26 protein-coding genes are annotated in these 23,819 nt (G+C 48.8%); 21 read left to right on the top strand and 5 right to left on the bottom strand.

What is annotated here, in order from left to right; translation table 11 throughout:
• Positions 1-262 precede the first annotated feature (262 nt).
• From D515_RS09720 to D515_RS09755, 8 genes are read left to right on the top strand one after another with little or no spacing between them, the layout of a single operon-like run.
• Positions 263-946, top strand: coding sequence for a hypothetical protein (locus tag D515_RS09720; RefSeq protein WP_002538116.1), 684 nt, complete (start codon positions 263-265; stop codon positions 944-946).
• Positions 947-955: 9 nt separating this feature from the next.
• Positions 956-1,795 (top strand): transporter substrate-binding domain-containing protein, encoded by an 840-nt coding sequence (locus D515_RS09725; RefSeq protein WP_002538117.1) that lies wholly within the window; start codon positions 956-958, stop codon positions 1,793-1,795.
• Positions 1,796-1,809: 14 nt separating this feature from the next.
• Positions 1,810-2,658 (top strand): ATP-binding cassette domain-containing protein, encoded by an 849-nt coding sequence (locus tag D515_RS09730; RefSeq protein WP_002538118.1) that lies wholly within the window; start codon positions 1,810-1,812, stop codon positions 2,656-2,658.
• Positions 2,649-3,113: an OsmC family protein gene (locus D515_RS09735; RefSeq protein ID WP_002538119.1), complete on the top strand. Its 465-nt coding sequence runs from the start codon at positions 2,649-2,651 to the stop codon at positions 3,111-3,113. The genes D515_RS09730 and D515_RS09735 overlap by 10 nt, the downstream gene beginning before the upstream one ends.
• A 12-nt stretch (positions 3,114-3,125) precedes the next feature.
• Positions 3,126-3,932 carry a ferritin-like domain-containing protein gene (locus D515_RS09740; RefSeq protein ID WP_002538120.1) on the top strand — a complete coding sequence of 269 codons (807 nt, stop codon included), beginning with the start codon at positions 3,126-3,128 and terminating at the stop codon, positions 3,930-3,932.
• 56 nt (positions 3,933-3,988) lie between these two features.
• Positions 3,989-5,089 (top strand): NAD-dependent epimerase/dehydratase family protein, encoded by a 1,101-nt coding sequence (locus tag D515_RS09745; protein WP_002538121.1) that lies wholly within the window; start codon positions 3,989-3,991, stop codon positions 5,087-5,089.
• Positions 5,082-7,436 carry an efflux RND transporter permease subunit gene (locus D515_RS09750; protein WP_039849877.1) on the top strand — a complete coding sequence of 785 codons (2,355 nt, stop codon included), beginning with the start codon at positions 5,082-5,084 and terminating at the stop codon, positions 7,434-7,436. The genes D515_RS09745 and D515_RS09750 overlap by 8 nt, the downstream gene beginning before the upstream one ends.
• Position 7,437: 1 nt before the next feature.
• The gene (locus D515_RS09755) at positions 7,438-8,238 is read left to right on the top strand and encodes an outer membrane lipoprotein-sorting protein (RefSeq protein ID WP_002538123.1); all 801 of its coding nucleotides are present in this window, start codon (positions 7,438-7,440) and stop codon (positions 8,236-8,238) included.
• Between the two features lie 63 nt (positions 8,239-8,301).
• On the opposite strand, the gene yegD is transcribed toward D515_RS09755, so the two are convergent.
• The gene (gene yegD, locus D515_RS09760) at positions 8,302-9,654 is read right to left on the bottom strand and encodes a molecular chaperone (protein WP_002538124.1); all 1,353 of its coding nucleotides are present in this window, start codon (positions 9,652-9,654) and stop codon (positions 8,302-8,304) included.
• Between the two features lie 266 nt (positions 9,655-9,920).
• Here yegD and D515_RS25015 point away from each other — a divergent pair, with 266 nt between their 5' ends.
• Both D515_RS25015 and D515_RS09770 read left to right on the top strand, forming a co-directional pair.
• Positions 9,921-10,280: a hypothetical protein gene (locus tag D515_RS25015; RefSeq protein ID WP_002538125.1), complete on the top strand. Its 360-nt coding sequence runs from the start codon at positions 9,921-9,923 to the stop codon at positions 10,278-10,280.
• A gap of 507 nt (positions 10,281-10,787) precedes the next feature.
• Positions 10,788-11,534, top strand: coding sequence for a phosphoglycolate phosphatase (locus D515_RS09770; RefSeq protein WP_002538126.1), 747 nt, complete (start codon positions 10,788-10,790; stop codon positions 11,532-11,534).
• Between the two features lie 31 nt (positions 11,535-11,565).
• Here the strand turns inward: D515_RS09770 and creD are convergent, their stop codons facing one another.
• On the bottom strand, positions 11,566-13,017 hold the full coding sequence (creD, locus tag D515_RS09775; protein WP_002538128.1) for a cell envelope integrity protein CreD: 1,452 nt from the start codon (positions 13,015-13,017) through the stop codon (positions 11,566-11,568).
• A gap of 294 nt (positions 13,018-13,311) precedes the next feature.
• On the opposite strand from creD, the gene D515_RS09780 reads away from it, so the two are divergent.
• Positions 13,312-14,085, top strand: a complete 774-nt coding sequence (locus tag D515_RS09780) for a hypothetical protein (RefSeq protein WP_002538129.1) — start codon at positions 13,312-13,314, stop codon at positions 14,083-14,085.
• 45 nt (positions 14,086-14,130) lie between these two features.
• On the opposite strand, the gene D515_RS09785 is transcribed toward D515_RS09780, so the two are convergent.
• Positions 14,131-14,628, bottom strand: coding sequence for a YkgB family protein (locus tag D515_RS09785; protein WP_002538130.1), 498 nt, complete (start codon positions 14,626-14,628; stop codon positions 14,131-14,133).
• Positions 14,629-14,670: 42 nt separating this feature from the next.
• Positions 14,671-14,940 (bottom strand): glutaredoxin 3, encoded by a 270-nt coding sequence (gene grxC / locus D515_RS09790; RefSeq protein WP_002538131.1) that lies wholly within the window; start codon positions 14,938-14,940, stop codon positions 14,671-14,673.
• 109 nt (positions 14,941-15,049) lie between these two features.
• Here grxC and D515_RS09795 point away from each other — a divergent pair, with 109 nt between their 5' ends.
• The 9 genes from D515_RS09795 to D515_RS09830 all read left to right on the top strand — a co-directional run bounded on the left by D515_RS09795 (position 15,050) and on the right by D515_RS09830 (position 21,522).
• Positions 15,050-15,898 (top strand): AraC family transcriptional regulator, encoded by an 849-nt coding sequence (locus tag D515_RS09795; protein ID WP_002538132.1) that lies wholly within the window; start codon positions 15,050-15,052, stop codon positions 15,896-15,898.
• Positions 15,899-16,058: 160 nt separating this feature from the next.
• Entirely contained in the window at positions 16,059-16,505 is a 447-nt protein-coding gene (locus D515_RS09800) for a pyridoxamine 5'-phosphate oxidase family protein (protein WP_002538133.1), read from the top strand.
• Between the two features lie 442 nt (positions 16,506-16,947).
• Complete coding sequence (msrB, locus tag D515_RS09805; protein WP_002538134.1) at positions 16,948-17,388, top strand: peptide-methionine (R)-S-oxide reductase MsrB; 441 nt, start codon at positions 16,948-16,950, stop codon at positions 17,386-17,388.
• A 129-nt stretch (positions 17,389-17,517) separates the two neighbouring features.
• The gene (locus tag D515_RS09810) at positions 17,518-18,021 is read left to right on the top strand and encodes an anthrone oxygenase family protein (protein ID WP_002538135.1); all 504 of its coding nucleotides are present in this window, start codon (positions 17,518-17,520) and stop codon (positions 18,019-18,021) included.
• Positions 18,022-18,075: 54 nt separating this feature from the next.
• The gene (locus D515_RS09815; RefSeq protein WP_002538136.1) at positions 18,076-19,008 is read left to right on the top strand and encodes an alpha/beta fold hydrolase; all 933 of its coding nucleotides are present in this window, start codon (positions 18,076-18,078) and stop codon (positions 19,006-19,008) included.
• 93 nt (positions 19,009-19,101) lie between these two features.
• Positions 19,102-19,239, top strand: coding sequence for a hypothetical protein (locus D515_RS26005; RefSeq protein ID WP_002538138.1), 138 nt, complete (start codon positions 19,102-19,104; stop codon positions 19,237-19,239).
• Positions 19,240-19,453: 214 nt separating this feature from the next.
• On the top strand, positions 19,454-19,981 hold the full coding sequence (locus tag D515_RS09820) for a hypothetical protein (RefSeq protein ID WP_002538139.1): 528 nt from the start codon (positions 19,454-19,456) through the stop codon (positions 19,979-19,981).
• A gap of 140 nt (positions 19,982-20,121) precedes the next feature.
• Positions 20,122-20,760, top strand: a complete 639-nt coding sequence (locus D515_RS09825; RefSeq protein WP_002538141.1) for a glutathione S-transferase family protein — start codon at positions 20,122-20,124, stop codon at positions 20,758-20,760.
• Between the two features lie 12 nt (positions 20,761-20,772).
• Complete coding sequence (locus tag D515_RS09830; protein ID WP_002538142.1) at positions 20,773-21,522, top strand: class I SAM-dependent methyltransferase; 750 nt, start codon at positions 20,773-20,775, stop codon at positions 21,520-21,522.
• 38 nt (positions 21,523-21,560) lie between these two features.
• Here D515_RS09830 and D515_RS09835 read toward each other — a convergent pair whose 3' ends face one another.
• Entirely contained in the window at positions 21,561-22,070 is a 510-nt protein-coding gene (locus D515_RS09835) for a MerR family transcriptional regulator (protein WP_002538143.1), read from the bottom strand.
• Between the two features lie 325 nt (positions 22,071-22,395).
• Here D515_RS09835 and D515_RS09840 point away from each other — a divergent pair, with 325 nt between their 5' ends.
• Entirely contained in the window at positions 22,396-23,778 is a 1,383-nt protein-coding gene (locus tag D515_RS09840) for a DUF2314 domain-containing protein (RefSeq protein WP_002538145.1), read from the top strand.
• The last annotated feature ends 41 nt before the right edge of the window (positions 23,779-23,819 follow it).

Genomic DNA, 23,819 nt, shown 5'->3' on the forward strand with positions numbered 1-23,819 from the left:
TCCAGGCCCCATAAGTTACATACGTTCGATGCGTGGTGTTGCTTTCAATTTTATCAACACATCGGACGTGTGGCTAAGTGAATACTAACATGCTGCCACAAAAATCACACAGTTCTATAACCCATTGATGTTAAGCACCATTACCACTTTTCTCATATTTGATATCAACATATCAGTATATCTAGATATAATGAATGTATGGAATTCTTAACATGATGAATCACATCGTGGAATTTGGGTCAGGGGCAGGAGGCTTCGGTGGATGGAAGGCAGCTTAGCATTAGCGCAAAAGATGTTATTTGGCTTGCCCCATGCGCAACCGGGTGGATTGGTACTGACTTGGTGCCTGTTTGTCACCACTATCGCCCTGTCTGTTCCCCTTTCTTATCTCTTGGTATGCCTATGCAGCAAGCGCCATTGGTTTCAGGTGGCATCCGGGGCCAGTTTTGCGCTGTTGAGGGCGATTCCACCGCTGGTGATCATTTTTACGATCGACTTTTTTCTTCCACTTGAAACCTTTACCAAAGGCATTCTGGCATTGACGGTGTACTCCATGTCTCATCTGGTTCCCATCTTTGCCAAATACATCCACCTGTACCCGGAAAATCTGGATCGGGTGGAAAACGTGCTGAAGTTAGGGCTTTTGGCACGTTATGCCCGTCTTCGGGCGCATTGGGTGTTCAAAAAGAGCTTTCCTGCCATGCACACCCACTTCGTTTCACTGTTTAAGGACACCAGTATCGTCATCCTGATCGGGCTGCTTGAACTGAGTGCATTAACCAACTTGCTCGCTAGCCGGGCTTACCGCCTTTCCGATTGGCTGACCATCTTCGCTATTTGCTCTGCCCTGTATTTCTTCAACGTGCAGCTCTTGAACCTTGTGGGTGACAGGTTGCGCCACACTGTTTTCCGGTCAACGCACCGGATGACAAGAAGCATCAACTAAGGAGAGTTTATGTTCCGCAAATTGGGTTTGTTTATTTGTGCTTGGATGACCCTTGTATTTTCCCCAGCCCAGGCAGATGAAAAAGGCTCTGTGATCGACAGGGTGAAAGAACGTGGAGAGCTCGTCGTCGGTATCCGTCAGGATAACCCTCCTCACTCTTTCATCAATGAAGCGGGTGATTGGGTGGGGTTTGATGTCGATATCGCCAGCGCCGTGGCCGATAAGCTTGGCGTGAAAATGAAGCGCATTCCCGTGGATGAAATTACCCGCATCACCTACCTGCAAAACGGCAAAATAGACATGGCTGCAGCATCCATGAGCCATACCTGGAAGCGTGATGATGCTGTGGACTTTTCCCAGACTTACTTTTGGTCGGCCCAAACCTTTCTGGTGAGAAAGGACGGCGCCAAATCACTGGAAGATCTGGTGGGTAAAAAGGTGGGCATGAACCGTGGTAGTCACTCGATTGGCAACTGGAAGCATTGGCTAGAGAAAAACGGCCACCCGGTCAACGAAGAAGACATCATCGAGTTTGGTAATAAGCAAATCGCCATGAATGCGGTGCTCTCAGGCAAGATTGCCGGTTGGGCGGAAGATGCGGAAGTCTTGGTCAGTTACGCCAAACCTAACCCCGAACTCACAGTATTGACCGGTGAAGCCATCGGGATGAAACAAGACGGTCTCGGGGTGATTGAAAACGACAGCAAGATGCGTGATGCCGTGAACCGCGCGTTGCAGGAAATCGAATCAAGCGGCGAATACCTCACTATCTATAACCGCTGGTTTGGCCCGGACAGCGAAACCCCAATGCCGCTTGAAAACCGCATTGAGGTTTGGCCGCAAGGCTAATGGGAGAAACAGATATGTTTTCACGCCAACCCTCACCAGTGCCCAACCTTTCGCTGCCCGCGTTGGTGCTTCAGGAAGCCAAGGTCAACGTTGGGTCTGGTGAAACATCCGGCTTTTTCGGTGATTGGTTCGGCCAATCATCCAGTCAGGACTCAGTATCGGTGCTCAATGGCGTCAATCTGACTGTGCCTACCGGTGCCTGGTACATGTTGGTTGGGCCAAGCGGCTGCGGGAAATCTACCTTGCTGAGTGTGCTCAATAACCTCACGCCACTGAGCGGCGGACAGGCGCTGAAATTTGGGGTGCCTGTCGATTGCTGGTGCCGCAAATGGGAGTGCTGTCCCGGCACCCGAACAGGCACTGTGTTCCAAACGCCGGCTCTGTTTGATCAGCTAACCGCACTGGAAAACATCTGCATGGGCTTCGAGTGCCGCGAGAAACGTTGCCTTCACGAAAAGCACCAGAAGGCGTTGTTGGTGATGGAAGAGCTGGGTATCGCCAAGTTTGCCCATCGTTATCCGCCGGAGCTGTCCGGTGGCCAGCAACAGCGGGTATCCATTGCCCGAGCGCTGGTGGGCGACCCGGATTTATTGCTGATGGACGAACCCTTGTCAGCACTCGACGAAGCCAATGCTCAAAAGGTGAATCAAATCCTGCTGGAACGTCAGCAGGCTGGCACGACAATCTTGATGGCATCCCACCGTTTGGATGGATGTCTGGAAGCATGCACCGCAAGAGTGGACATGAAAGAGGGCGTCGTCACCGCGATTCAAGCTTGTAACCACTTACCCTCGGCGACAGAGAACCAGGATGCTGTTGCTCTCAACCCCTCCATGGCAAGGAATGAAAGCGTATGGAACTGAAATCGAAAGATACCCGGCTGTTCGATGTGCAGCTGACCTACCAATCGGACTACCAGTTTAAAAATGTCGCCAGTGAGCATGGCAATCAGGCGGGCGAGCCTTATTTGAGTGACGAACCTGATCCTGTTGGCAACAACAGCGGCCCTTCAACCCCGGCGCTACTGGGAAGCGCGGTTGGGCATTGCCTGTCAGCTTCTTTGCTGGAGCACATGCGCTTTCATGGCGCCAAAACAGAGCAGGAGTGCATCGTAACCGATGCGCAAATCACGGTTTATAAGGGGCCAGAGGGTTACCCGAGGATCAAAGAAATTAATGTGGCGATTAAGGCGAATGATGGAGGCGGCCTAAGTAGTCAGAACCGCGCGTCCATAGAACGGAATTTCAAGAAGCACTGCACCGTCTCTGCTTCTTTGTCGCCGGCTTTCCCTATCAACGTCACTGTTCAGTGGATATGAAGGAGAAAAGACGTGTCAAACTTAATGACAGAAACACAACGTGTTGAAAACCAAGCTTACAAAGACCTGCTTGCCTACGTCGTCACCAACACCATTTCCGGTGAAATCATGGCGGTGAACAACTACACCACCATGGTGCCGCTTATCGAGGATGTGGATGAAAAAATTCATGTGGTGAAACAGGCGAGAGACGAAGGCGGACACATCAATGCCCTGACCAAACTTGGTCAGCACATCAACTTTCCCACCATGAAAACCATGGTTGAACCGCAATGGAAAGAGATCGGTCGCTTCGTCAAAGACCGTGCGCGTGAAGGCGATTTAACCTCCTGCATTATCGCGCAGGACATCATGGTGGAAACCTTTGCTACCGTGGCCTACACCGCCCTGCAACGTAACACCGATAAGCACACCACCAGTCTCGCTGCCAGTATCTATGCCGAGGAAGTGGCGCACCTTCAACATGGCGTCGATGAAATTCACCGCATGCTCGACAACGATGCCGAAGAGGTGCATCGCGCGTTTGAGCTGGCACACAGGGCCGTGATGCCCGCCATGATGAGCATGGTGAACTACAACTGCTTCAGCCTCTGTGACCAACTCAGCATCAAATGCTCCACCGTTTCTCTGGGTGTGATTGAGCAAGATTTGGATCAGCTGCGGATTGATGCCATTGACACCTACATGGAAAAAATCGATCGCATCGGTTTGGATCCAAACCGTGTCGCGCCTTTGCTCTCTTCGCTGGTGGATGATGATTCCTCCAAATGGCAACCAAAAGACAAAGCGGATCTCTCAGGCAACCGCTGCTGTCACTAAGGTGAAAAGCCGGACGATGTGAAGACTTCGTCCGGCGTCAACAAGGAAGGATGCCTATGCGAATTCTCGTGCTCGGGGCAAATGGATATGTCGGCCGTCTTGTGGCGGCATCGGTGCTAATGGAAGCCCATCATGAACTGGTGATTGCTTCGCGGGATCCAGAAACTTTTGAGGAACTGAAGCAGGACATTACAAAGCTGGCCTGCGACACCCTTGAGGCTTCAGGTGAACCTATGCCGCAGATTGACGGTGATGCGACCCTGGGATTCACCGCGGCTCAGTTTAATGATGACCTGTTTGATGCCCCGGAACTTGAAGGGGTCGAGATGGTGATCAATTGCATTGGGTCGGTGGAATACTTCAATGAAGAAAACCTCAATGCCGTCAATATCACGCTCACGGACTGGATATTGGCGCAGTGCAAAGCGAAAGGCATCGAGAAGCACATCTACATTTCCACCGCGTTTGCACCTGCCGTGAGCAACGGGAAAATTGAAGAGCGGATATATGGGGATGAAGGGGATGACCCCACCTTCTATACCCAAACTAAGCGGAAAGCCGAACAACTGGTCGCCACGTCCGGGCTCGACTATCTGATCGTGCGCCCTTCTGTGGTGATTGGTGACAGCCGTACCGGTCACTATGCCGGAAAACGCTATGGCATTTACCAACTGTGGGATGGCGCCAAGCGATTACTGCCCGGCCATATCGATGTGATGCGTCTTGCCTGCCCGCAGGCGAGAATGAATTTTGTCCATCAGGACGCAGTCATTGCAGTCATGCGTTTCACCCTCAGAAAACCTTGGCATAGCCGGATCATCAACCTGGCATCCGATTCCTCACACGCCCCAACCATGGAAGCGCTCTGGGCATTGCTTTTCAACGATATAGGCCATCCCGATTCGCTGGAATGGGCACCCACCAATGATGCGCTCGACTATCGCGGCCTGTCGCCTCGCGTGCGGGCGTTCAATGCGTTTTGTCGCACCAATTTAGAGATCGCCAGCCGTAACTGGATGTTTGATCGCCCCAGTATCACGGTCATGAAAGCCGAAGGGCTCGACTTTGCCGAAGCGCTACTGCCAACAATCCGTATTTGTCAGTCGCACTTTATGGCGTTGTATAACGAGAAGAAAGGACGCGTGTTTAATGAGTAATTACCAGACTAAAACGCAGGGCATGGAGCAGTGGCTCATGCGTTTGGTTTCTTCAGCACTGGCTCGTCCAAAACTGACGTTACTGCTTGTGCTGGGTGCATTACTGCTGCTGGCGGGTGGACTGGCAAAGCTGGAAGTGAACAACTCAGCGCGGGTTTTTCTCGCCGTCGGATCGCCGGAAAAAATCGCGTTGGATGAGTTGGAAGCCAATTATTCCAAAGATGAAAATGTCATGTTCGTGGTGGTGCCGCCAGAGGGTGAGTCGGCGTCGAGCCCTGAGACTCTGGCGTTGATCAGAAACTTGACCGACGAACTCTGGTTGGCCCCTTATGCGCGAAAAGTCACCTCGTTGGTGAATTTTATTGACCCAGTCGCTGATGCCGATGGCGTCGGAATGATTGTGGATGATCTGGTGCTGGCGGGGGACGAAGCCAAACTCGAAACTCAGGAAACTTTGGCAAAATTTTTCAGGGAACGGCCTGATGTAAAAGGTAATCTGACGGACAAAAACGGAGAAGTCACTACGGTGTTTCTGACCGTTGCCATGTCCAGTGAAGATCTATTGGCCGTGAAGAAAGTGGCGCTTCATGCCCGCGAGTTGCAGCAAAAATACCTCGACGCTTATCCCGGCTATCAAATCTACCTCACGGGCTTGGTCATGCTTGATTACGCCCTGAATGAAGCCAGCGATGCGGATTCAGGTTCTCTAGTACCCGCGATGATTGTGCTGGTGTTGGTGCTCATCGGCGTTTTATTTCGCGCCGTCGTGCCTTCGCTTACCGTGTTGATGGTGATCCTGCTCAGCATTATCGGTGCGATTGGTGCTGTCGCCTGGATGGGCTTTCAGCTGAATACCGCCTCCGGCGCTGCCCCGCTGATCATACTGGTACTGGCGGTAGCGAACGTCGTCCATATTATTTCGAAAACCTATCACCTCAGACAAAACATGCCCAATGCCAAACCTCTCGACGTGGTGTTGGGTGCCATGGCCTATAACGTGGTTCCCCTTTCTTTGACCAACCTGACCACATTCGTTGGGTTTATGAGCCTTAACTTCTCTGACGTAGAACCCTTCGGTGAGTTGGGTACCATTGCAGCCTTGGGGGTGTTAACCAGTCTTGTCGTGAACCTCACTATCACGCCTTTGGTGTTGAAGTCCTGGTTAGGTCGCAGGAAAAAGCCACTGCCAAAGCTGCCGAAAATCCAGTTTGGGCAGCTGGCGGCAAAGGTTATCGGTCATGCGCGTTGGCTTTTGTTTATCTTTTCGACGCTGGCTGTCACCGCGTTGCTGGGGCTACAGCTTATCCAGTTCAACGACAATTTCGTCGAGTATTTTGATAACAGGAACAGCTTCCGTGTGCAGACCGATCTTGTGCAGAATCACTGGGGTGGCATGGGCTTGATTGAGTATTCGTTTGACGCGCCGGAAGGAAAAACGGTCGCTGATCCGGATTATCTCAAACAGCTCGATGCGTTTGCGGATTGGCTGCGAGAGCAACCTCATGTCAACGCCGTGATTGCCCTGCCTGATCATCTTGCCAGACTGCATCAGGCATTTAACAACACGCCTTCCGCCATCATCCCCGACGACCCCTATCTGAGCGCTCAGTTGCTGACAACCTACGAGATCTCTGCGCCCTATGGACACAGCCTGAGCGATCGGGTGACGCCGGATTATGCCTCGTCCCGCTTATCGATCATGACAGACAACCTGTCTTCAGCAGAAACCATTGCCATTGAAAAAGCAGCCAACGAATGGATGCTGGAAAACGCCCCTCTACTCTCGGGAACCGCAGGCACAGGACTGTCGCTGGCATTTGCTTACGTGTCAGAGCGCAACAGCCAGTCGATGTTGATGGGGAATTTGGTGACCATCATTACCATTTCATTCCTGCTTTCTCTGGCATGGCGGTCTTGGAGGATGGGGTTATTCAGCCTGGTTCCGAACTTACTGCCTATTTTGATTGTATTCGGTCTTTGGGGGTATTTCGTTGGCGAAATCAATCTGGCGGTGTCCGTGGTTGGTGCCATGGTGATGGGGATCGTGGTGGATGACACTGTGTATATCCTGACCAAGTATCAAGAATCGAGGCGGAAAGGCAGCACGGTTGAGCAAGCGGTCACTGATGTGTATTCCGGTGTGGGTTTGGCGCTGCTGGTGACCACGGTCGTTATTGCCCTTGGCTTCGCCGTGATGGCGACATCCAGCTTTGCCATCAACGCTAACTTGGGTTTGTTGGCGTTTGGCGTGGTGATCACCGCGTTGCTTTACGATTTCCTTTTTGTTCCCGCGCTGTTGATCACCGCCGATCGAAAGTCGCGACAACACACCGTACAGGAGGTTTGAGATGGTGAAATGTCTACCTTGGATGCTGCTCTCAGTGCTCATGCCATTATCAGTCAGCGTGATGGCGAATGATGCCGAGAAAGGGCGGGAAATTGCAGAGAAGATGGATCAATCCTACAGCGGATATGGCACGTCCCGCGCCGATGGGGAAATGATCCTCTATTTGGGCAACCGGGAAGTGAAACGATCGTTTCGAAGCTTAACGCTGGAAGACTTGGGTAACATTCCCAGCGAATACAATGTGCTGGTGTTTGAATCGCCCGGAGACATGCGGGGGATTGCGTTGTTAACCCATGCCAAAACGGAACCGGAAGATGATAACCAGTGGCTCTACCTTCCTGCTGCTGCGCGAACCAAGCGCATCTCCAGCTCCAACGTGTCCGGTAAGTTTGTCTCGTCTGAATTTTCGTATGAGGATTTAGCAAAGCAGGAAGTGGATGAATACACCTACAAATGGCTGCGCACCGAATCCTGCCCCGGCAGTGACATGACCTGTGAAGTGATCGAAACCTACCCGAAAAACGAAAATTCTGGGTATACCAAACGGGTGATCTGGGTGGATACAGACGAATTCAGAGCGCAAAAAGTGGATTTCTATAACCGGCGCGGCGTTCATGAGAAAACCTTATTGCTGACCGATTACACCTTGCCGGACAACGGGCGATGGCGTCCGCTGAATTTGGACATGACCAATGAGTTAAATGGACGAAGAACCGTGATGGTGTGGTCGAATTACCAGTTTGGCGAGCCCTTGGGCAAGAAGGATTTTATGAGCCAGCGTTTGAAGATGCTTTCGCGGTAGCGAGCTGAAATGAAAAAGGCGGTCATCTAGATGCCCGCCTTACTCTGTATCTGTGAGCTGATGCTAGCGGAACGATTTCTCAGCGTAACGTGCCAGGCCAGAGGTGACTGAGCCAAAGAAGTCACCCGCAACGATAGGCACGCCAGGCAATGTACTTTCTAACAGCGCGCGCAAAATAGGCGAACGAGCACTGCCGCCAGTCATAAAGATAGCGTCGGGTTTGGTCGCTGATTGCGCTAAGGCATCGTTGACCAGTTCACTGACTTTAGCCACTGGATTGGCGATGGCTTCAGCTAACTGTTGTGACGTCGCATTCGCGCTCAGAACTTCCTGAACAATCGGAAGATCAATGTGTGCGCTATCGTGCTCAGAGAGGCAGATTTTCAGCTCTTCCGCGCAGCGGACAATCTGATAACCCAGTGTCTCGCGGTGAACACGTAGCAAGCGTGCAATTTTCTCTGGCTCACTTGCGTCACGCATCAGTTGCTCCAGCACAGCGCGGTTAGCGGAGGCGTAGAAATCAGATTGTGCGACCACGTTGTTGATAGCAATTGGGTTCCAGAACTGGGTTACTGGCATCGCAATACCGCGTTGCAGGGTCGAGTCTTTACCAAACATAGGCATCAGCTGTTCGAATGCCAGATGGATGTCGAGGTCGTTACCTCCCACACGGCAGCCTGAGTGTGCCAGCAATGACGCGCGACGATCGTCTTGGTTTCGCCAGCTTGGTCCCATTTCAATCAAGCTGCAGTCGGTCGTACCGCCGCCAATATCGACAACCAGCACGGTACTGTCTTTTTCCAGCGTGCTTTCGTATTCAAGGCCAGCGGCGACCGGTTCGAACTGAAAAATGATGTCTTTGAAGCCCGCGCGTTTTGCTGCACGGGTAAGAATAGATTCAGCTTGCTCATTGGCTTTGTCGCCGCCGATACCCTGGAAATTAACAGGGCGGCCGATAACGGTCTGCAAGATGTCCTGCTGAGTTTCGGCTTCGGCTTGCTGCTTGATGTTCGCCATCATGGCGCAGACCAGATCCTCAAAGAAGCTGATTTGCACATCGCGCAGTCCGGTGGCACCGAGGAAAGATTTGGGGGATTTAACGTAGTAAACCTCTTCCGGATCCTCGAGGTAAGTATCGAGTGCTGATCGGCCAAAACGGAGATCACCCGGCTCGACATCAATACCTTCTTCGCGGTTAAAACTGACCGCACGACGCAGGAGTTGCTCGCCAACCTGATCGGTTGGTTTGATGTTGAAGTGACGCCAAAGGTATTCACTCACTGCTTCACGGGTAGGCGCGCAGAGGGTGGAAGGAATAAATGGGCTATTGCCTTCAAGGGTTAACAGGCGCGGTGTGCCGTTTTCCATCATGGCGACAGAACAGTTAGCAGTTCCGTAGTCGAAGCCGATAAACATCGGAGATCTCCAGCGTCAAAAAAGCGGGCTAGTTTACGTCAATACATCACGATAGCAAGAGAGACAGATGGGTTTCTGCCTGAGTGCTGACTGAGAAATCCATAGCAAATGTTAGCGCTTGCTAATCAATTGATTACGTAGATGTCGTGGAGCTTTATAAGTGAAGTTGCATAAACGATACATGATGTGATGAAGATCAAATTAGGCTTTAGACATATCACTTCAAATAAGTGGAAGTGTAATTCCTCGAATCAAAGGAGGACACCATGAAAAGCGCCAAAGAGTTCGCGGCATGGTTGATGGAGCGCTTCGAATCCCATTCGAATGTGTGGTTGACACGAAACGACATTACAGAGCTCACCAGCCGTCAGTCGGTGCGCAGTGAGTTCATCCATGATGTTCATTGTGAATTGATGAACTATGGCCGCGCCCTTATCGCTGATATCAAAAACAACCGGTATTACATGGTTTCCTTAAGCGATACCTATTGGAAAGATGTCGGTGACATCTATGCAGAGCAAACCAACAAAGCAGAGCAAGCTAACAAAACCCTAAATTCAGCCAACACAGTTGAACGCTTCCCCGGTGATGCTCAAAACAGCAGGGTGAGGCCTTTGCGCAAATAACTGTCCGTTCTGTTTCACTGCCATTGTTTCTCTTTGATCTTCTATCTTAGGCCTGTGTAAGCAGGCTTCTTTTTTTGGTGACCGCTGAATACGAACATCTTCGGGTTGTTTGGGTATCTAGGGATCTTGGTGGGATGATGCGCTGAAATGAGACAAATTGAATAATTTTTAAAAAATTAATCTCTTTTAAAAACAGGTGGGTAGGTTGGTTTTTTCTGTTGTGCTGTCAAAGATCAACAACATAGACAACGTACGGAAAAGCAGTCTGATTTGCTTTTCCCACGACTCTGCTAAATTAGAAATACGACGTCATTTTGTACTCACTGCCGCCTTCCATTTTGCAGTCATACGTCGTCAGGGTTAGCAAACAAGAACAGTGCATTCTCGATCCTCCCCGCCTTTATGGAACTGAAAAGGCTGACACCAAAAACGCGCGCCAGCAGTGGCTCTGGCGAACTCTGGAGTCAATAACCGGGCTCTTATCATAAGAAAAACATGGAGTGACCTATGTTGCCAGCAACAGAGGTAAAAGCAGTCGTTTTTGAATTAGATGGTACCTTGGTGAACACAGCAGCAGATGTCCGTTACGCAGCGGAAGAAATGCTGGCAGATCTTAAACTCCCCAGCCTGAACGTCGAGCATGTGAGCGACTGGTTGGGCGATGGCACAGACAAGCTCATTCACCGTATTCTTTCGCGAAAAATAGATGGCTCAGTGCCAGATCCGGTTTTCCGGCTCGGCAGTGCGCTTTTCCTCAAAGCTTACCAAAGACGGAACCATGCCAGCGCCGCACTCTACCCCGGTGTTGAAGCGTGCTTGCGTCAGCTAACAAGAAAAAAAGTGCCGATGGTGGTGGTCACCAATCAGGCAACGTCATTGGCTAATGACTTATTGACCCAACTGGGGATCAGAAATCACTTCGCGTTGGTGCTGGGTAAAGATGCGTTACAAGAGCCGAAACCCTCGCCTGATGGTCTGCTGGAAGCAGCATTACTCTTACACATCAACCCTGACCAGATAGTGATGGTGGGAGGCAGTGTTAACGATGTTAACGCGGCAAGGGCAGCAGGTTGCGGGGCGGTTTGTGTCAGCTATGGCTACAACTATGGCGTGGATATCCGCTATGCCGCGCCGGATGCTGTGCTGGATACCTTGGCAGATTTCCCAACCTACTTAGAGGACGAGCAGCCAAGGGCAAGAAAACCACGGGCACGACGAAAAACGTCAACCCAATCTGCACGAGAAAGGCGCTGAAAAGCGCCTTTCTTTTTGTGTGGTGACCTCGCTATTGCGGCGACACTTCTTCAGTTTTCCTCGCCTGCTTTCTGGTTAAAAACATCAGGGTGAGCAGCACGGCAACCAGTAATCCGCTTCCCATCAACAAGGCATAGTCCTCAAGACGCAGGATGGAATAAAGCAGGATGTAGAGGCCAAGCAACATAGAGAACATCAGCAATCCAGCACGTCGGCTTCCAGTCGCGCTGCCGACATATGCGGGGATGCTGAGTATCGGCATAATAGCTGCCGCACCATATGCCATCGTGAAACCCAAGTGTTCAGAAAGTGCCAGCAACACCAGATAGAATAGGGTCATTGCCGCGCCCACCATCACGTATTGCAGCATTGAAAGGCTGTGACCCTGACTGAGCTCGAACATCAGCAGCACAATAAACGTCAGCGCGACAAACAGCAGACCATATTTGAGGGAGCGTTCGACTTTTCCATAATGGGTCACAGGCTCAAAAAGCTGGGTGTGGGCTTGTGCTTCGACCAGATTTGCGCCGCGTGTTTCCTTAAAAATTTGCGGGTAGTTGCGGCTGAGATGACTGATTTCCCAGGTCGCTGAAAAGCCTGAATCTGAGATGTTTCTTTCTGTGGGCAACATGCCGCTGAAGCTTGGGTGTGGCCAATCTGTTGTGAGATTGAAGGTGGAAGTTTCGCCCAGAGGCAAAAAGCCGATACCCTGCGATCCGCGCAGGCGGATTTTAAAATCCAGTGTGAAAGGAGCGGGGTTGTCAGCCAGAGTCACCGGGCGGTGAAAGCCGCGTCGAAGTGCCTCTGTGGTCACGCCAGTGCCAGACATCAGGTTCGCTTGAGGTTCCAACCCTTCACCTGTCACTTCAAACCGATCAACGCCATCAATCGCTTTATTTGCTGAAAGGCCGAACACCAGACGCGCCGAACCAAAATAGACGTGCTCTACGTTGTTAATGTTAGGAAGCTCGAAATCGAACCAGGCTTGACCTTCAATCGTGCTTTGGTAAACAAGCGAGTGGTAAATGCCACGGTCACGGAAATCGTGGTTGAGCTGGGCGTTGATATCGAGGGTTTTGGGGAGGATGATCAACTCATCCTGCATCACCGTTCGTCGCTCTTTTCGTTCACCGTCATCGTTGGTTTCTTCGGTGATCACCACGTAACTGTAGGGCAATGCTAACACTGGGCCTGCCAGTAATTGTTCGCTGCCCCAGGACTCACCAATCTCATTGACCACGTCGCGATAAAGGCTTTCTCTTTCCCACGCCATATCCTGCACCAGGGTCAGTGGCGCGATTATCAATACACAGAGAATGGCAGCGAGCACGCCTTTGAGAAACAGCGAACTTTTGGCTTTTATAACGGGACTTTCAATATTGCCGCCAAAGCGGCTTACTCCGCTTTTGATCAGCGCGAAAGCGCCAAAGCCGAATACGGCGAGAATAACGAGGATGACTATCCCTGCGAAGAATTCAATCATGATGCTTCCTTGGTAATGAGTGAGGTATTAATGGATTTAGTGAATGCCATTAAACCAAAGGAAGTCACTCACAGGAGGGCAGACTGATGATCAATTGTGGCGGAAAAAGGGCAATGTTTGGGGATGGGCTAAAACGCTTGGCTTTCCGCCCCGGGTGTTAAATACAAACTCTCTTTCTGTCTCAATGTTGGGTCGATTTAGAGGCGTCCATTTATCGTAAAGTGCAATAAGTTGCTTATCCTGCCATGTGTAGGTGAAAGGAAGTCTTGGACGAAGCGGTAAGGACACGGATGTATGCAAAAGTACTCATTTTTCGCTCTCACCATGTTACTGGCAGGATGCGGTGGCGGAGGTGGTGGGGGAGATAATCCCACACCGAATCAGGTGAAAGTTTCTTCGGATTTTCCCGCTGAACAGATAAGGGTCAACGTCAGTTTTAATGTGCTGGGCGACGGTACGGCAAAAGTGAATGCCTATGTCCATACATCGACCGGAGAAAGCTTTATTCCACTCGGCGCGGGAGACAGTGTTGTACTAACAGCAAACGATGAAACGCAAAGTCTAAAATTAACAAAAGATGAAATTATCGAGGGCTCTGGGTCGTTTGGTGGAGAATATTATTCGTTAGTGTCTCGGGATAATTATCCTGAATACACACTCACCTTTGTCCGTGAACAGGGCTCTTACTCAAATGCTTTCACTTTTAGTCAAAATGATATTCCGACGCCCTTTGTTTTACAGGGAACGCTTTCTAATGAAGTTATTGACTTGAGATGGTCTCCAGAGGCTGACCACTCATATACTTTGCTGGGTCCAACGTTTTTCTGTTATAGCGGAAATACGGTAGAGGTCAAAGGTGGTCATCCGTCTGAGGGAGATCTAAATGGCGTCTACAACAAGAGCCTGACCGAGATTTTCAATCTAAATCAGAGCCAGTTAGTTGCAGGGAAAAGTGGATGCTACATCGAAGCAGAGGTGCTTGGTTTTAAGGTAAACCTCAATAAAGCGTCTGAGAATATATTGGTTGATGTTTCCCAGCGGCGGAATATCCGTTTTGATCTGAACTAGCGCTAAACGGAAGGAGAGGCAACTAGCCTCTCCTCTCGTTTGCGATTATTCATCCCTCAACAGCGCTTTGGCAAGCAGGGAAACCGCTGCTGACAACAAAACGATATCTTTCAGCAGGAATTGTCCTGGCACCACGGAGATAGCAGGGAAACCACCTAAGCTAGCTTCAGCGATCGGCGCGGTGAACAAGAAGCTGGTGGTTACCGCGAATGTCACGGTCGCACCCACTGCACCCACAATGGCAATAGTGCGATTTAACGGCGCCAGCAGCAGAGCAACAGCCGTAGCGATTTCAACCGTACCAATCAGGTTAGAAGCACCTTGCAGGCTAAATACACTATACAACCAGCTTGTAAGTGGACTTGATGCAACAAGACCTTGAATCGCGCCCGCTTCATAGCCGGTAAACTTCATGGCACCAATCCATGCCAGCACGATAACGATAGAGAATCGCACTGCGTTGTCCGCAATATTATCGAGTGTATAAACCCAGCTAGCGCGTTGGTTGTTGATTCGGCCGTGTACATTGTTAATCGTCGTCATGATGCTTCTCCTTAAACTTTTATGTCGTCGTATTTGTTTGGATTAAACCGCGTTGGTTTGGCTTTCCAGAATTTTTTCGAATTGCCCGTTTCTGATGGCTCGTTGTAAGTCGTCATTACCGCCGACATGCACGTCTCCGACAAAAACCTGCGGCACCGTGCGGCGTTGGCTGCGCGTTTTCATTTCGTCAAGCAGCGCAGCATCATCACTGACTTCAATTTCCAGAAAATCGAGTCCTCTGAGTCTCAGTGCCTTTTTCGCTGCTCGGCAGTGTGGGCAATAGCTCTTGGTGTAAATTTCAATCTTCGGCATGGTCGTGCTCCGTTGTGTTTGTGTATGGCTTTACTTTAGGTGTTGCGGTCGGGACTATCTATGCATAATAATCTTGATTAAATACATCGATCGTATAGGTGGGCTATCAGTGGAAGTGATGAGCGATATTCTCCGCGCCATTCGGGTGGTAGGCAGTGTGTATTTCTGCAGTCAGGTAGAAGCGCCGTGGACGAAAACCTTTCAGGATTTGGATTACGCCAGCTTCCACATGATTCGTCGTGGAGCCTGCTGGGCGAACATTGATGGGCAGATTGAAATGTTGGAAGCGGGGGATCTGATCTTCCTCGGTCCGGGACAAAATCACGAACTTTCTAGCCTGTCTCCTGTTAACGGAAAGCCAGATCTGAATGACACCACCTTGCTGCTATGCGGCTCATTCAGTTTTTCACGTACCGCGACAACACCGCTGATGGATGTGTTCCCCCGCATGACGATTGTGCGCGACAAAGACTTTGCCAATCACCCTTGGCTGCGCAGCACTTTTGATCAGCTAAGCGCGGAATATATGTCGCAAGGGCCGGGTTCTGAACTTATCGTCAATAAGCTCACGGAGATCATTCTGGTTGAACTTATCCGCATTAACTTTGGGCGCGAGCAATCCAGCCCGTTTTTGGATGCGTTGAACGACAAGCGGATTTCCAGAGCGCTGCAGCTTCTTCACGATAACCCTGAGCTCAGCTGGACGTTGGAATCCGTCGCCAGCCAAATCGGCATGTCCCGCGCAGCATTTGCCAACCGCTTTTCCTCGTTAGTCGGTCAACCTATGTTTGGCTATCTCACCAACCTCCGTATGCAAAAAGCACAGGAGTTACTGCGCGAATCTCTGTTGCCGATCTATGAGGTTGCCGAGCAGGTGGGTTATGAATCAGAACGTGCTTTTACGCTCACCTTTAAAAAGCATTCGGGAACCACGCCTAAGCGGTTTCGGGCCCAATAGCTCCCTGTCCAATAGTGCGCTGCCCAATTGTCACCATGACAATTTTTTCATTTAATTCAAATAAATGGAGCGTTTCTCTCAGCCGTACATGCAAGAGAATGGTCGTAGAAAAGAGGGTAAACCTTTATAGGATGTCAGCGATAGGAATTAGGAGGTTCAAATGACGATGAAAGAATACGCAGAGAAAAGCGTGCTTTGCTGGCTGGCGACAGTTGACGAAGATTTAGTGCCGAATGTTTCCCCCAAAGAGCTTTTTACCGTGCTTGATGATGACACGCTACTGATTGCCAACGTCGCTTCCCCCGTCAGTGAAAAGAATATTCTGTCGAACAATAAGGTGTGTGTTTCCTTTGTGGAAGTCTTTGAGCAACGAGGTTTCAAAGTGAAGGGAATAGCGCGAGTGATTGTACCTGAAAGCACAGAATGGACGGGCTATTTAGCAGCACTTCGTAAGCTGGCAGATGAACGCTACCCTATCAAAAATATCTTTGAAGTGAAGATAACATCCAGCGCCAGAATCCTTGCCCCAAGCTATTTCCTATTTTCAGAAACAACGCCAGAAAGTCAGATTGAGAGCGCGCTGAAAACCTATAAGGTTCGCCGCTAAAGCTCCGTCTTTTTGAACCGTCCCTGAATCGTTTCTTCAACGAAATACCGTCCTTCCGGGTTTAACGCCCGTACTGATGGGTACACGCAATAATCGCGTCTATTCAGATAAATATCAGGGATAAAACCAGTAAGAGCCTGACATCTAATGTCTTTCAGGAAGTGTGAACATAAAATCGGCACAAAGCGCTAGGAAATTAGGCATGAAGTGGTAAAAATAACAGCTTGATGATAGATGTCTTTCATTGTTGATCTTATTGCAAAAAGCCGCATAAAAAATATGTGTTATCAGTGAGTTAAATTTATGACAGGAAAGGCCTGATATGCTCACTGGCGTCACATATTGGCTCAAGTAATGTTAGAGTTCTGTCAATTTGGATGCGTGATGTGAACTTATCTGATAATTAACATATTCGTAATTTGCTAATTTATTGGATGCTTAAATGACGACCTACTCAAAAGACCAGACTGCGATAGAAAACCTCACCGAGGAACAATATCGTGTCACACAAGAAAACGGCACGGAGCGCCCGTTTACAGGGGAGTACAATCGCCATTTTGAATCAGGCATTTATGTAGATATTGTGTCTGGTGAGCCTTTATTTTCGTCCTCAGCAAAGTTTAGTTCTGGCTGTGGATGGCCGTCTTTCTCCAAACCCATCGTCAAAGATAACGTCACAGAACATTTCGATACCAGTCACGGAATGCGACGTGTAGAAGTGCGTTCGAAACATGGTGACAGCCATCTAGGCCATGTTTTTACGGACGGTCCTAAAGATAAGGGTGGCTTACGTTACTGCATTAATTCCGCTTCCCTGCGTTTCATTCCAAAAACAGAAATGGAAGCTGAAGGCTTCGGAGATTACTTAGACCAAGTCGAGTAATACCCCCTCCTAAATCGGTGTGGATTATCCTGACTATCGTTGGTTTTTGCGGGTTTCTCGGTATAAAAGTTGTACATTGCAACTTACTATGACTGAGGAACACAACAATAAACTGACCTTGAGGCAGGGATGACCACACCGTTTTTATTTCAACTTTCTCTCTTTTCCGCAACCTTGCTTTGCGCCCTCGTTGCAGGTTTGGTACTCGGTTTTGCGGTGGTGGTGATGCCTGGAATCCGTCGACTGGAAGACAGAGAATTCCTGCGTACATTTAAGGTGATGGACGGTGTGATTCAAAACAACCAACCCTTGTTTATGTTCGTATGGGTCGGTTCTATTTTGGCAGTTGTGGCGACTCTGGCTCTGGGAATAGGGAATACGTCGGGATTAAGCCAGCTATTGCTTTTGGCGGCCACACTCTTATATCTACTCGGTGTTCAACTACCAACAATCCGTTTCAATATACCTCTCAACAACCGGATTCAACGTCTAAATCTGGACACAATGGAAGCAAACGAATTACGCGACGCAAGGGAGACATTTGAACCCAACTGGAACCGTTGGAATCAGTTCAGGACTGTTGTTTCCTGCATATCGGTTGGCTTGATGCTGGCCCTCATTTTCAGGCTTTAAATAAGATCGGGATGGAAATACCGGTCTGCCACTCTCTACAGGGAAGGGTTCACCATGCTTTATTTCATCGGAATACTGATACTGATTGGGTTTGTCGCTTACCGAATGACCCCACCGGAAAAGCTGTTCGAACTTGGCATTTCTGCTGAGCGAAGAATATCGGGTTTGACCTTAAAGACATCGAATATCGAAGAAGGCGAAATTGCCTATCTAGAAGGTGGGTCGGGGACGCCACTTCTGTTGCTTCACGGCTTCGGTGCAGACAAAGACAACTGGGTGAGAATGGCGAAGCACCTCACTGGCAAGTACCGGGTGATTGCGCCGGACCTGCCGGGGTTTGGAGAAAGCTTCAAACAGCCTGACTTAAACTATGATGTGCCTGCTCAGGTGGCACGCCTTAAAGCTTTTGCAGAGTCTATTGGCTTGTCGAAGTTTCACATTGGCGGTAATTCTATGGGAGGTTACATTGCGGGAAATTACGCGGTGGAACACCCTGATCAAGTGTTAAGTTTGTGGCTTCTTAACCCGTTAGGCGTCGCAACCTCGCCAGACAGCGAGATGTTTGCCATGTTACGCCAGCAAGAACGCCCCGCTGTGTTGGTAGGCGATGCCGAACAATACAGAGAACTTTTGGCGTTTGCGTTTCATAAACCACCATTTATCCCTGGGGTGATGATCAAAGAACTCGCTAAACGGGCAGAAGCCAGCTTTCCGCTGAATAGCCAAATCTTCCAACAGATCCACCACCTCAATGACGGGCAAGTCCATTTCACTGTGCCACTGGATACCGTGCTCGAAGGCTTCGAGCGACCAACACTGATTACCTGGGGTGATAAGGACCGAGTCCTGCATGTTGCCGGTGCAGACATCCTTGGCAAATTAGTCCCTCAGTCGGAAGTGCACGTGATGAAGGATATGGGGCATCTTCCGATGATTGAAGCGCCTTCCCAAACGGCGAAGCAATTCCTTCAATTTGACCAAGCGTAAAGCAAGGTAAAGCTAAGTAAAGCGCCTTCTTTTTCCAGAAAAAATCACGATACTTGCGCGTATTGTTGAGCATGAATAAGAAGGAATAACTCAATGAAAAAATTAGCGATTGCTGCTTTGGTATTGTTTGGTTTGATGGGCACCGCCTATGCATTTGATGCGCATTGGATGCATGGCTGGGAAATGTCAGAACTCTCATTGTTTGGCTGTGGGCATGGTAGCCATCATTAATGCTAATGACTTTGATAAAGGAGCCACATTGTGTGGCTCTTTTTGTTTGTGCCCTTTATGAATGATTAGTTTTCCCTCAGCCAAGAAGAGGCTTCTGTGATCTGACGTGAGGCTGATGGTCTTGAGGCTTTATTTTGAGACATCTTCGATCGTTATAGCGGTGTTAATCTCCCGAAAGATGGCTTGAAAATAAAAGCACTAAAAGGGACAAATAATGAAAAAACTCATCATGGCTTTGGCAATGGCTGCATTGGTATCAGGTTGTGCGAACAAAGACTTCGGCGAAGTGGTTAATGACGGCGTAAACGGCGCTATCGACGGTGTGCTTGGTTCAGTCGGTGTAGGGAATGGCACCGTAGTCAAAAATAGCGATGGCGGATTCAGTGTTGAGGAAGAGGAAGTCTGGCCTCATAGACCTGAAAGAACCCGTCGAGACTATGGTGAGATTAAAGTCGCTAAGACAAAGAAAAATCCAAAAGGGAGAACAGAAATTTTTGTTGAAAGTTGTGTTCACCAAAGGATTGGTTCTGTCGATTGCGAAGGGTGGATGTTCGAAGTGACCGCTGAAGGTTGGCTGGTGGAAGACAGTATTCTTGTTTATGACGATAAAACTTACTCCATTGCTGCAGGAAAGTACTACGCAAAGTTTGAATCAGACGATACGCGTACAGAATACTATGCGACGGGTGAAGTGAACATCGTCCCTTTTGTCACCAACTATATAGCAATAACAGTAGAGTAATCATCATCAATAAAGAAAGGCAGGTGTCAGCACCTGCCTTTTGTGTTTGTGAATTCGGACGAATCTTCCCAAGCCCATTCGGCTATTACCTGAAGACCTAATGCTAATATTCCGTTGAAATGGATTCGGAGGAGATAGCCTTGTATCAACTGTTTTACTACCCACGCAACGCAAGTTGGGCACCTCATATGATGATGGTGGAAATGGGACTGCGACACGAGCTGATTTTGGTCGACAGGAAGTCCAACGCCCAGAAATCCGAAAGCTATCTGAAACTCAATCCCACTGGCCGTATTCCTGTGCTTGTTGATGGAGAATTGGTCATTCATGAAAGCGCAGCTATTGGGCTCCACCTTTGCGAAAATCACCCTGATTCTGGCCTGATTCCCGACATGGGAAGCCTTGAAAGGCCGATATTTTTTCAATGGCTGTTCTACCTGACTTCGTCGTTACAGTCAGAGCTGATGGTCTATTTCTACCCGCAACGCCACACAGAAAACCCCGATGAAGCGACAGCCATCAAACGAGCCCAAGAAGCCCGCGTGACAGACATGTTTGCTTTGATTGATCGTGAGCTGGAAGGCAAAAACTTTCTGGCGGGAAACCGAATCAGTATGTGCGACTTCTTCCTGTTCATGTTCGCCCATTGGGCCAGCGATTTTGATAAACCACCGTTGAGCTTTGAGCATTTAGGTCGATATTTAAGGAATTTGGCGAAGCGGAAGTCCGTGGTTGCAGCGAGTGAATTGAAAGGTACCAACTTGGACATCTATCGCTAAAGGAGTGGGGAAATGAAGATACACAGCCTGTTTAACGATAAGTCAGATCTTTACGAGAAAGCGAGGCCCGTCTATCCCGATGAGATTTATCGGTATCTGGTAAGTATCTCTCCATCGAATCTCAAAGCATGGGATTGTGCTTGTGGAAACGGACAGGTGTCAGAAGGGCTGTCGCATTATTTTGAAGGTGTGATCGCGACGGATGTCAGCGAACAGCAGATTGCGAATGCAAAGCCATTCGACAACGTCATCTACCGTGTTATGCCATCGGAAAGTACAGATTTCCCTGACGATAGCTTTGATTTGGTATGTGTGGCTCAGGCTGTCCATTGGTTCGATTTCCCCGTTTTCTGGCCGGAAGTTAAACGTGTATTGAAGCCTGATGGTGTATTCGCTGCTTGGGGATATACATGGCCAGTGTTACCAGATGAAATAGAGAGAATTTTCCACGAACAAATTCTCAATGTGATTGCGCCTTACTGGGCGACCCAAAATTCACTTCTGACCGGTCACTACAAGGATGTGGAGTTTCCTTTTGAAGGACTGAGTTCACCAAAATTTGAGATGAAGGTTGAATGGGACCTCGATCAATTCTTCGATTTTATTAAGACGTTCTCTGCCACCCGACGGTGCATTGAGGAACATGGCGAGGCATTTCTTGATGCTGCTTATGAGCAGATTGAAACTTTTTGGTCTGCCGGTGAAAAGGCGAGGGTCATTCCGCTTGAATTCGTTTTTTATGCCGGTCGGAATACCGAGTAAAATGAAAACCCGCCAGCAAGGCGGGTTTTGTTATTCACCTATAATGCGCGGATTCGGGTTATTTCATCCGGCCCAATGCCAAGTGATTCCAAAAACTTCTGGTGTTCTGCTGGCTCCATTTCTTCGAATTTCTGATGCCACTTGACCATATCATTTTCTGAAAATCCGGCAGCGGCTATAATCTGCGTCCAACGTTCTTTGTTCACGATGTTTTCCTCCAAAAGATGGGGTGCATGCAGCAGCGCGACAATCGCTTTCTGCTGTGCTTTCAGGCTCTGGATTTCTTTCTCAAGTGCATGGAAATGCGCTTTGAGGATTTGAGCCTGATCCTTATCTTTCTGCTCAAGCAATGTCCGAATGCTGGAAACCGGTAACCCATAAGCACGATAAGCCGCGATATTCCTTAACTTTTCAACTTCCTTTTTTCCGTACCAGCGATAGCCATTATCACTTCGACAGGCAGGCGTTAGGAGGCCTTCTCTTTCGTAATAAAGAATGGTGGCGCGGGAGATATCAAACTCCCGAGCAAGTTGGGTCACCGTTAACATAAGCACACCGTTTGGCTGAAAGAACAGGCATCGTGAACCCTGATCTTATAGTCGGGTCAAGCTAGCATTATGGCGTGAAAATTGAGGGAAGTGGAAACTGTGTTTCGGTGATTAGAGTATCAAAGACTTCCTATCCCTTTAGATTCACTTCACTAATGAAACATAAATATTTTGTCCGCTGAGTTACGCTTGCAAATATAGAGAACTAGATGCTGCAGTACAGCATCTAGTTGCTCTACAAACCATGGGATGGAATGTATAACGCTGGGTGCCAGTCAGGCAATTACCCAGCTTGCTGTCATCATACTGATTAAGGATATGAGTTTTGACCGTCAAATACCCTGAAAGTCTAAGAGATTATTCTTGGACATTTCGTTTCGGACTTGGCCAATTGCAATTTCTAATTCTGCTTCTGGCTATGTTGCTTTTCCTTGTTAGTACTAAAGTTCACTCCTCGGAAAATGAGCCTCCGATTTACTGGCGGTCGATTGTTTACTTCTACCCTGACGACAGGATTGTTGGAGAGGATGAGCTGAAGCTGGCATTTAAGGACTTCGATTTCGTCAGCGAGTTTCCTGAGAAAACAGAAAACAACACCCCCCTTTATACCTATGAAGTCATCAAGAATTTTGACGAAAGTTATCCTGTGCCAGACATGAGTTATCTCGCTTACTTCGGTAGGGGGGTAACTAAGGCAGAAGCTGAGAGCATTCAGGGATCAAAGTTGGCAGTTGTTATTGATGCAATGTTTCCAATCTCGACAGCAATTAAAAATGTATATGGTTTGAATAATGCAGTATTTCGATTCGCTAATCAGGAACATGGGCTGATTTGGGATTCTGAAACAAGAGAGCTCTTCTCTCCAATTGCCTGGAAGGAAAAGCGTATTTCTAGCTGGGATAAGTCAGGCTTTCCAGTTATCGAAGACCAAATAGTGATCCATGCATATCAGGCCGGGGAAGGTGTAAGAGCAATAACGCTTGGCATGAGTAAGTTTGGCCTTCCTGATATTGTTGTTGACAAGTTTTCATGGTCGCTGAATGGAGAGGTCGGGAGCGTAATAAACGTGGTGGCCCAGTCGATATTTGAGGGTACAGAAGTCACTGACAGTTTCATAAGAGTTGATATTGATAAATTGCGTGATGGTGAATTCAAAACAAGGGTGAAAAATTCTTTGAAGGAAAATGCTGTTCAAAGAATTGATGTTGGCTACAGGGAAGGTAAATGGGAGTCTGGTGATCCAAACAATTACCTTATTGAGCTTACATTCGACCATATTGAAGGTAGTTCTCTCTCAGAGAAACAAAGTAACTTTGTACATGCACTTTTTGGTTGGGAAGACGATATCGCTTATGTTAGACATAACCAACTCATCAAAGAAGCTAGCAAGAGAGCTCGGGAAAAGCTTCCCTCCCTTAAGAAGGATTTTAATGAAGGACTAGCGCCAGGAGAATATATTCAACTTAAGGCTCCATTCGATACAGATGATGAGGGCGTTGAATGGATGTGGGTGGAGGTTTTGGCTTGGTCTAACTCTGAAATCAAAGGTCTGTTAAAAAATGAGCCTTACTTTATCGAGAGTCTGCGCGCAGGAATGGAAGTCTCGATCAATCAAGATGACGTATTTGACTACATCCGTACTGACGCGAATGGTAATCGAGAGGGCAACGAAACCGGGGAACTCATTCAAAAATATCAGGTTAGATAGACTGATGTTTTTGAAAACAAAGCGGCCCCGTCTCCGGGGCC

This window comes from Grimontia indica, from assembly GCF_000333895.2.
Classification (GTDB): Bacteria; Pseudomonadota; Gammaproteobacteria; order Enterobacterales; family Vibrionaceae; genus Enterovibrio; species Enterovibrio indicus.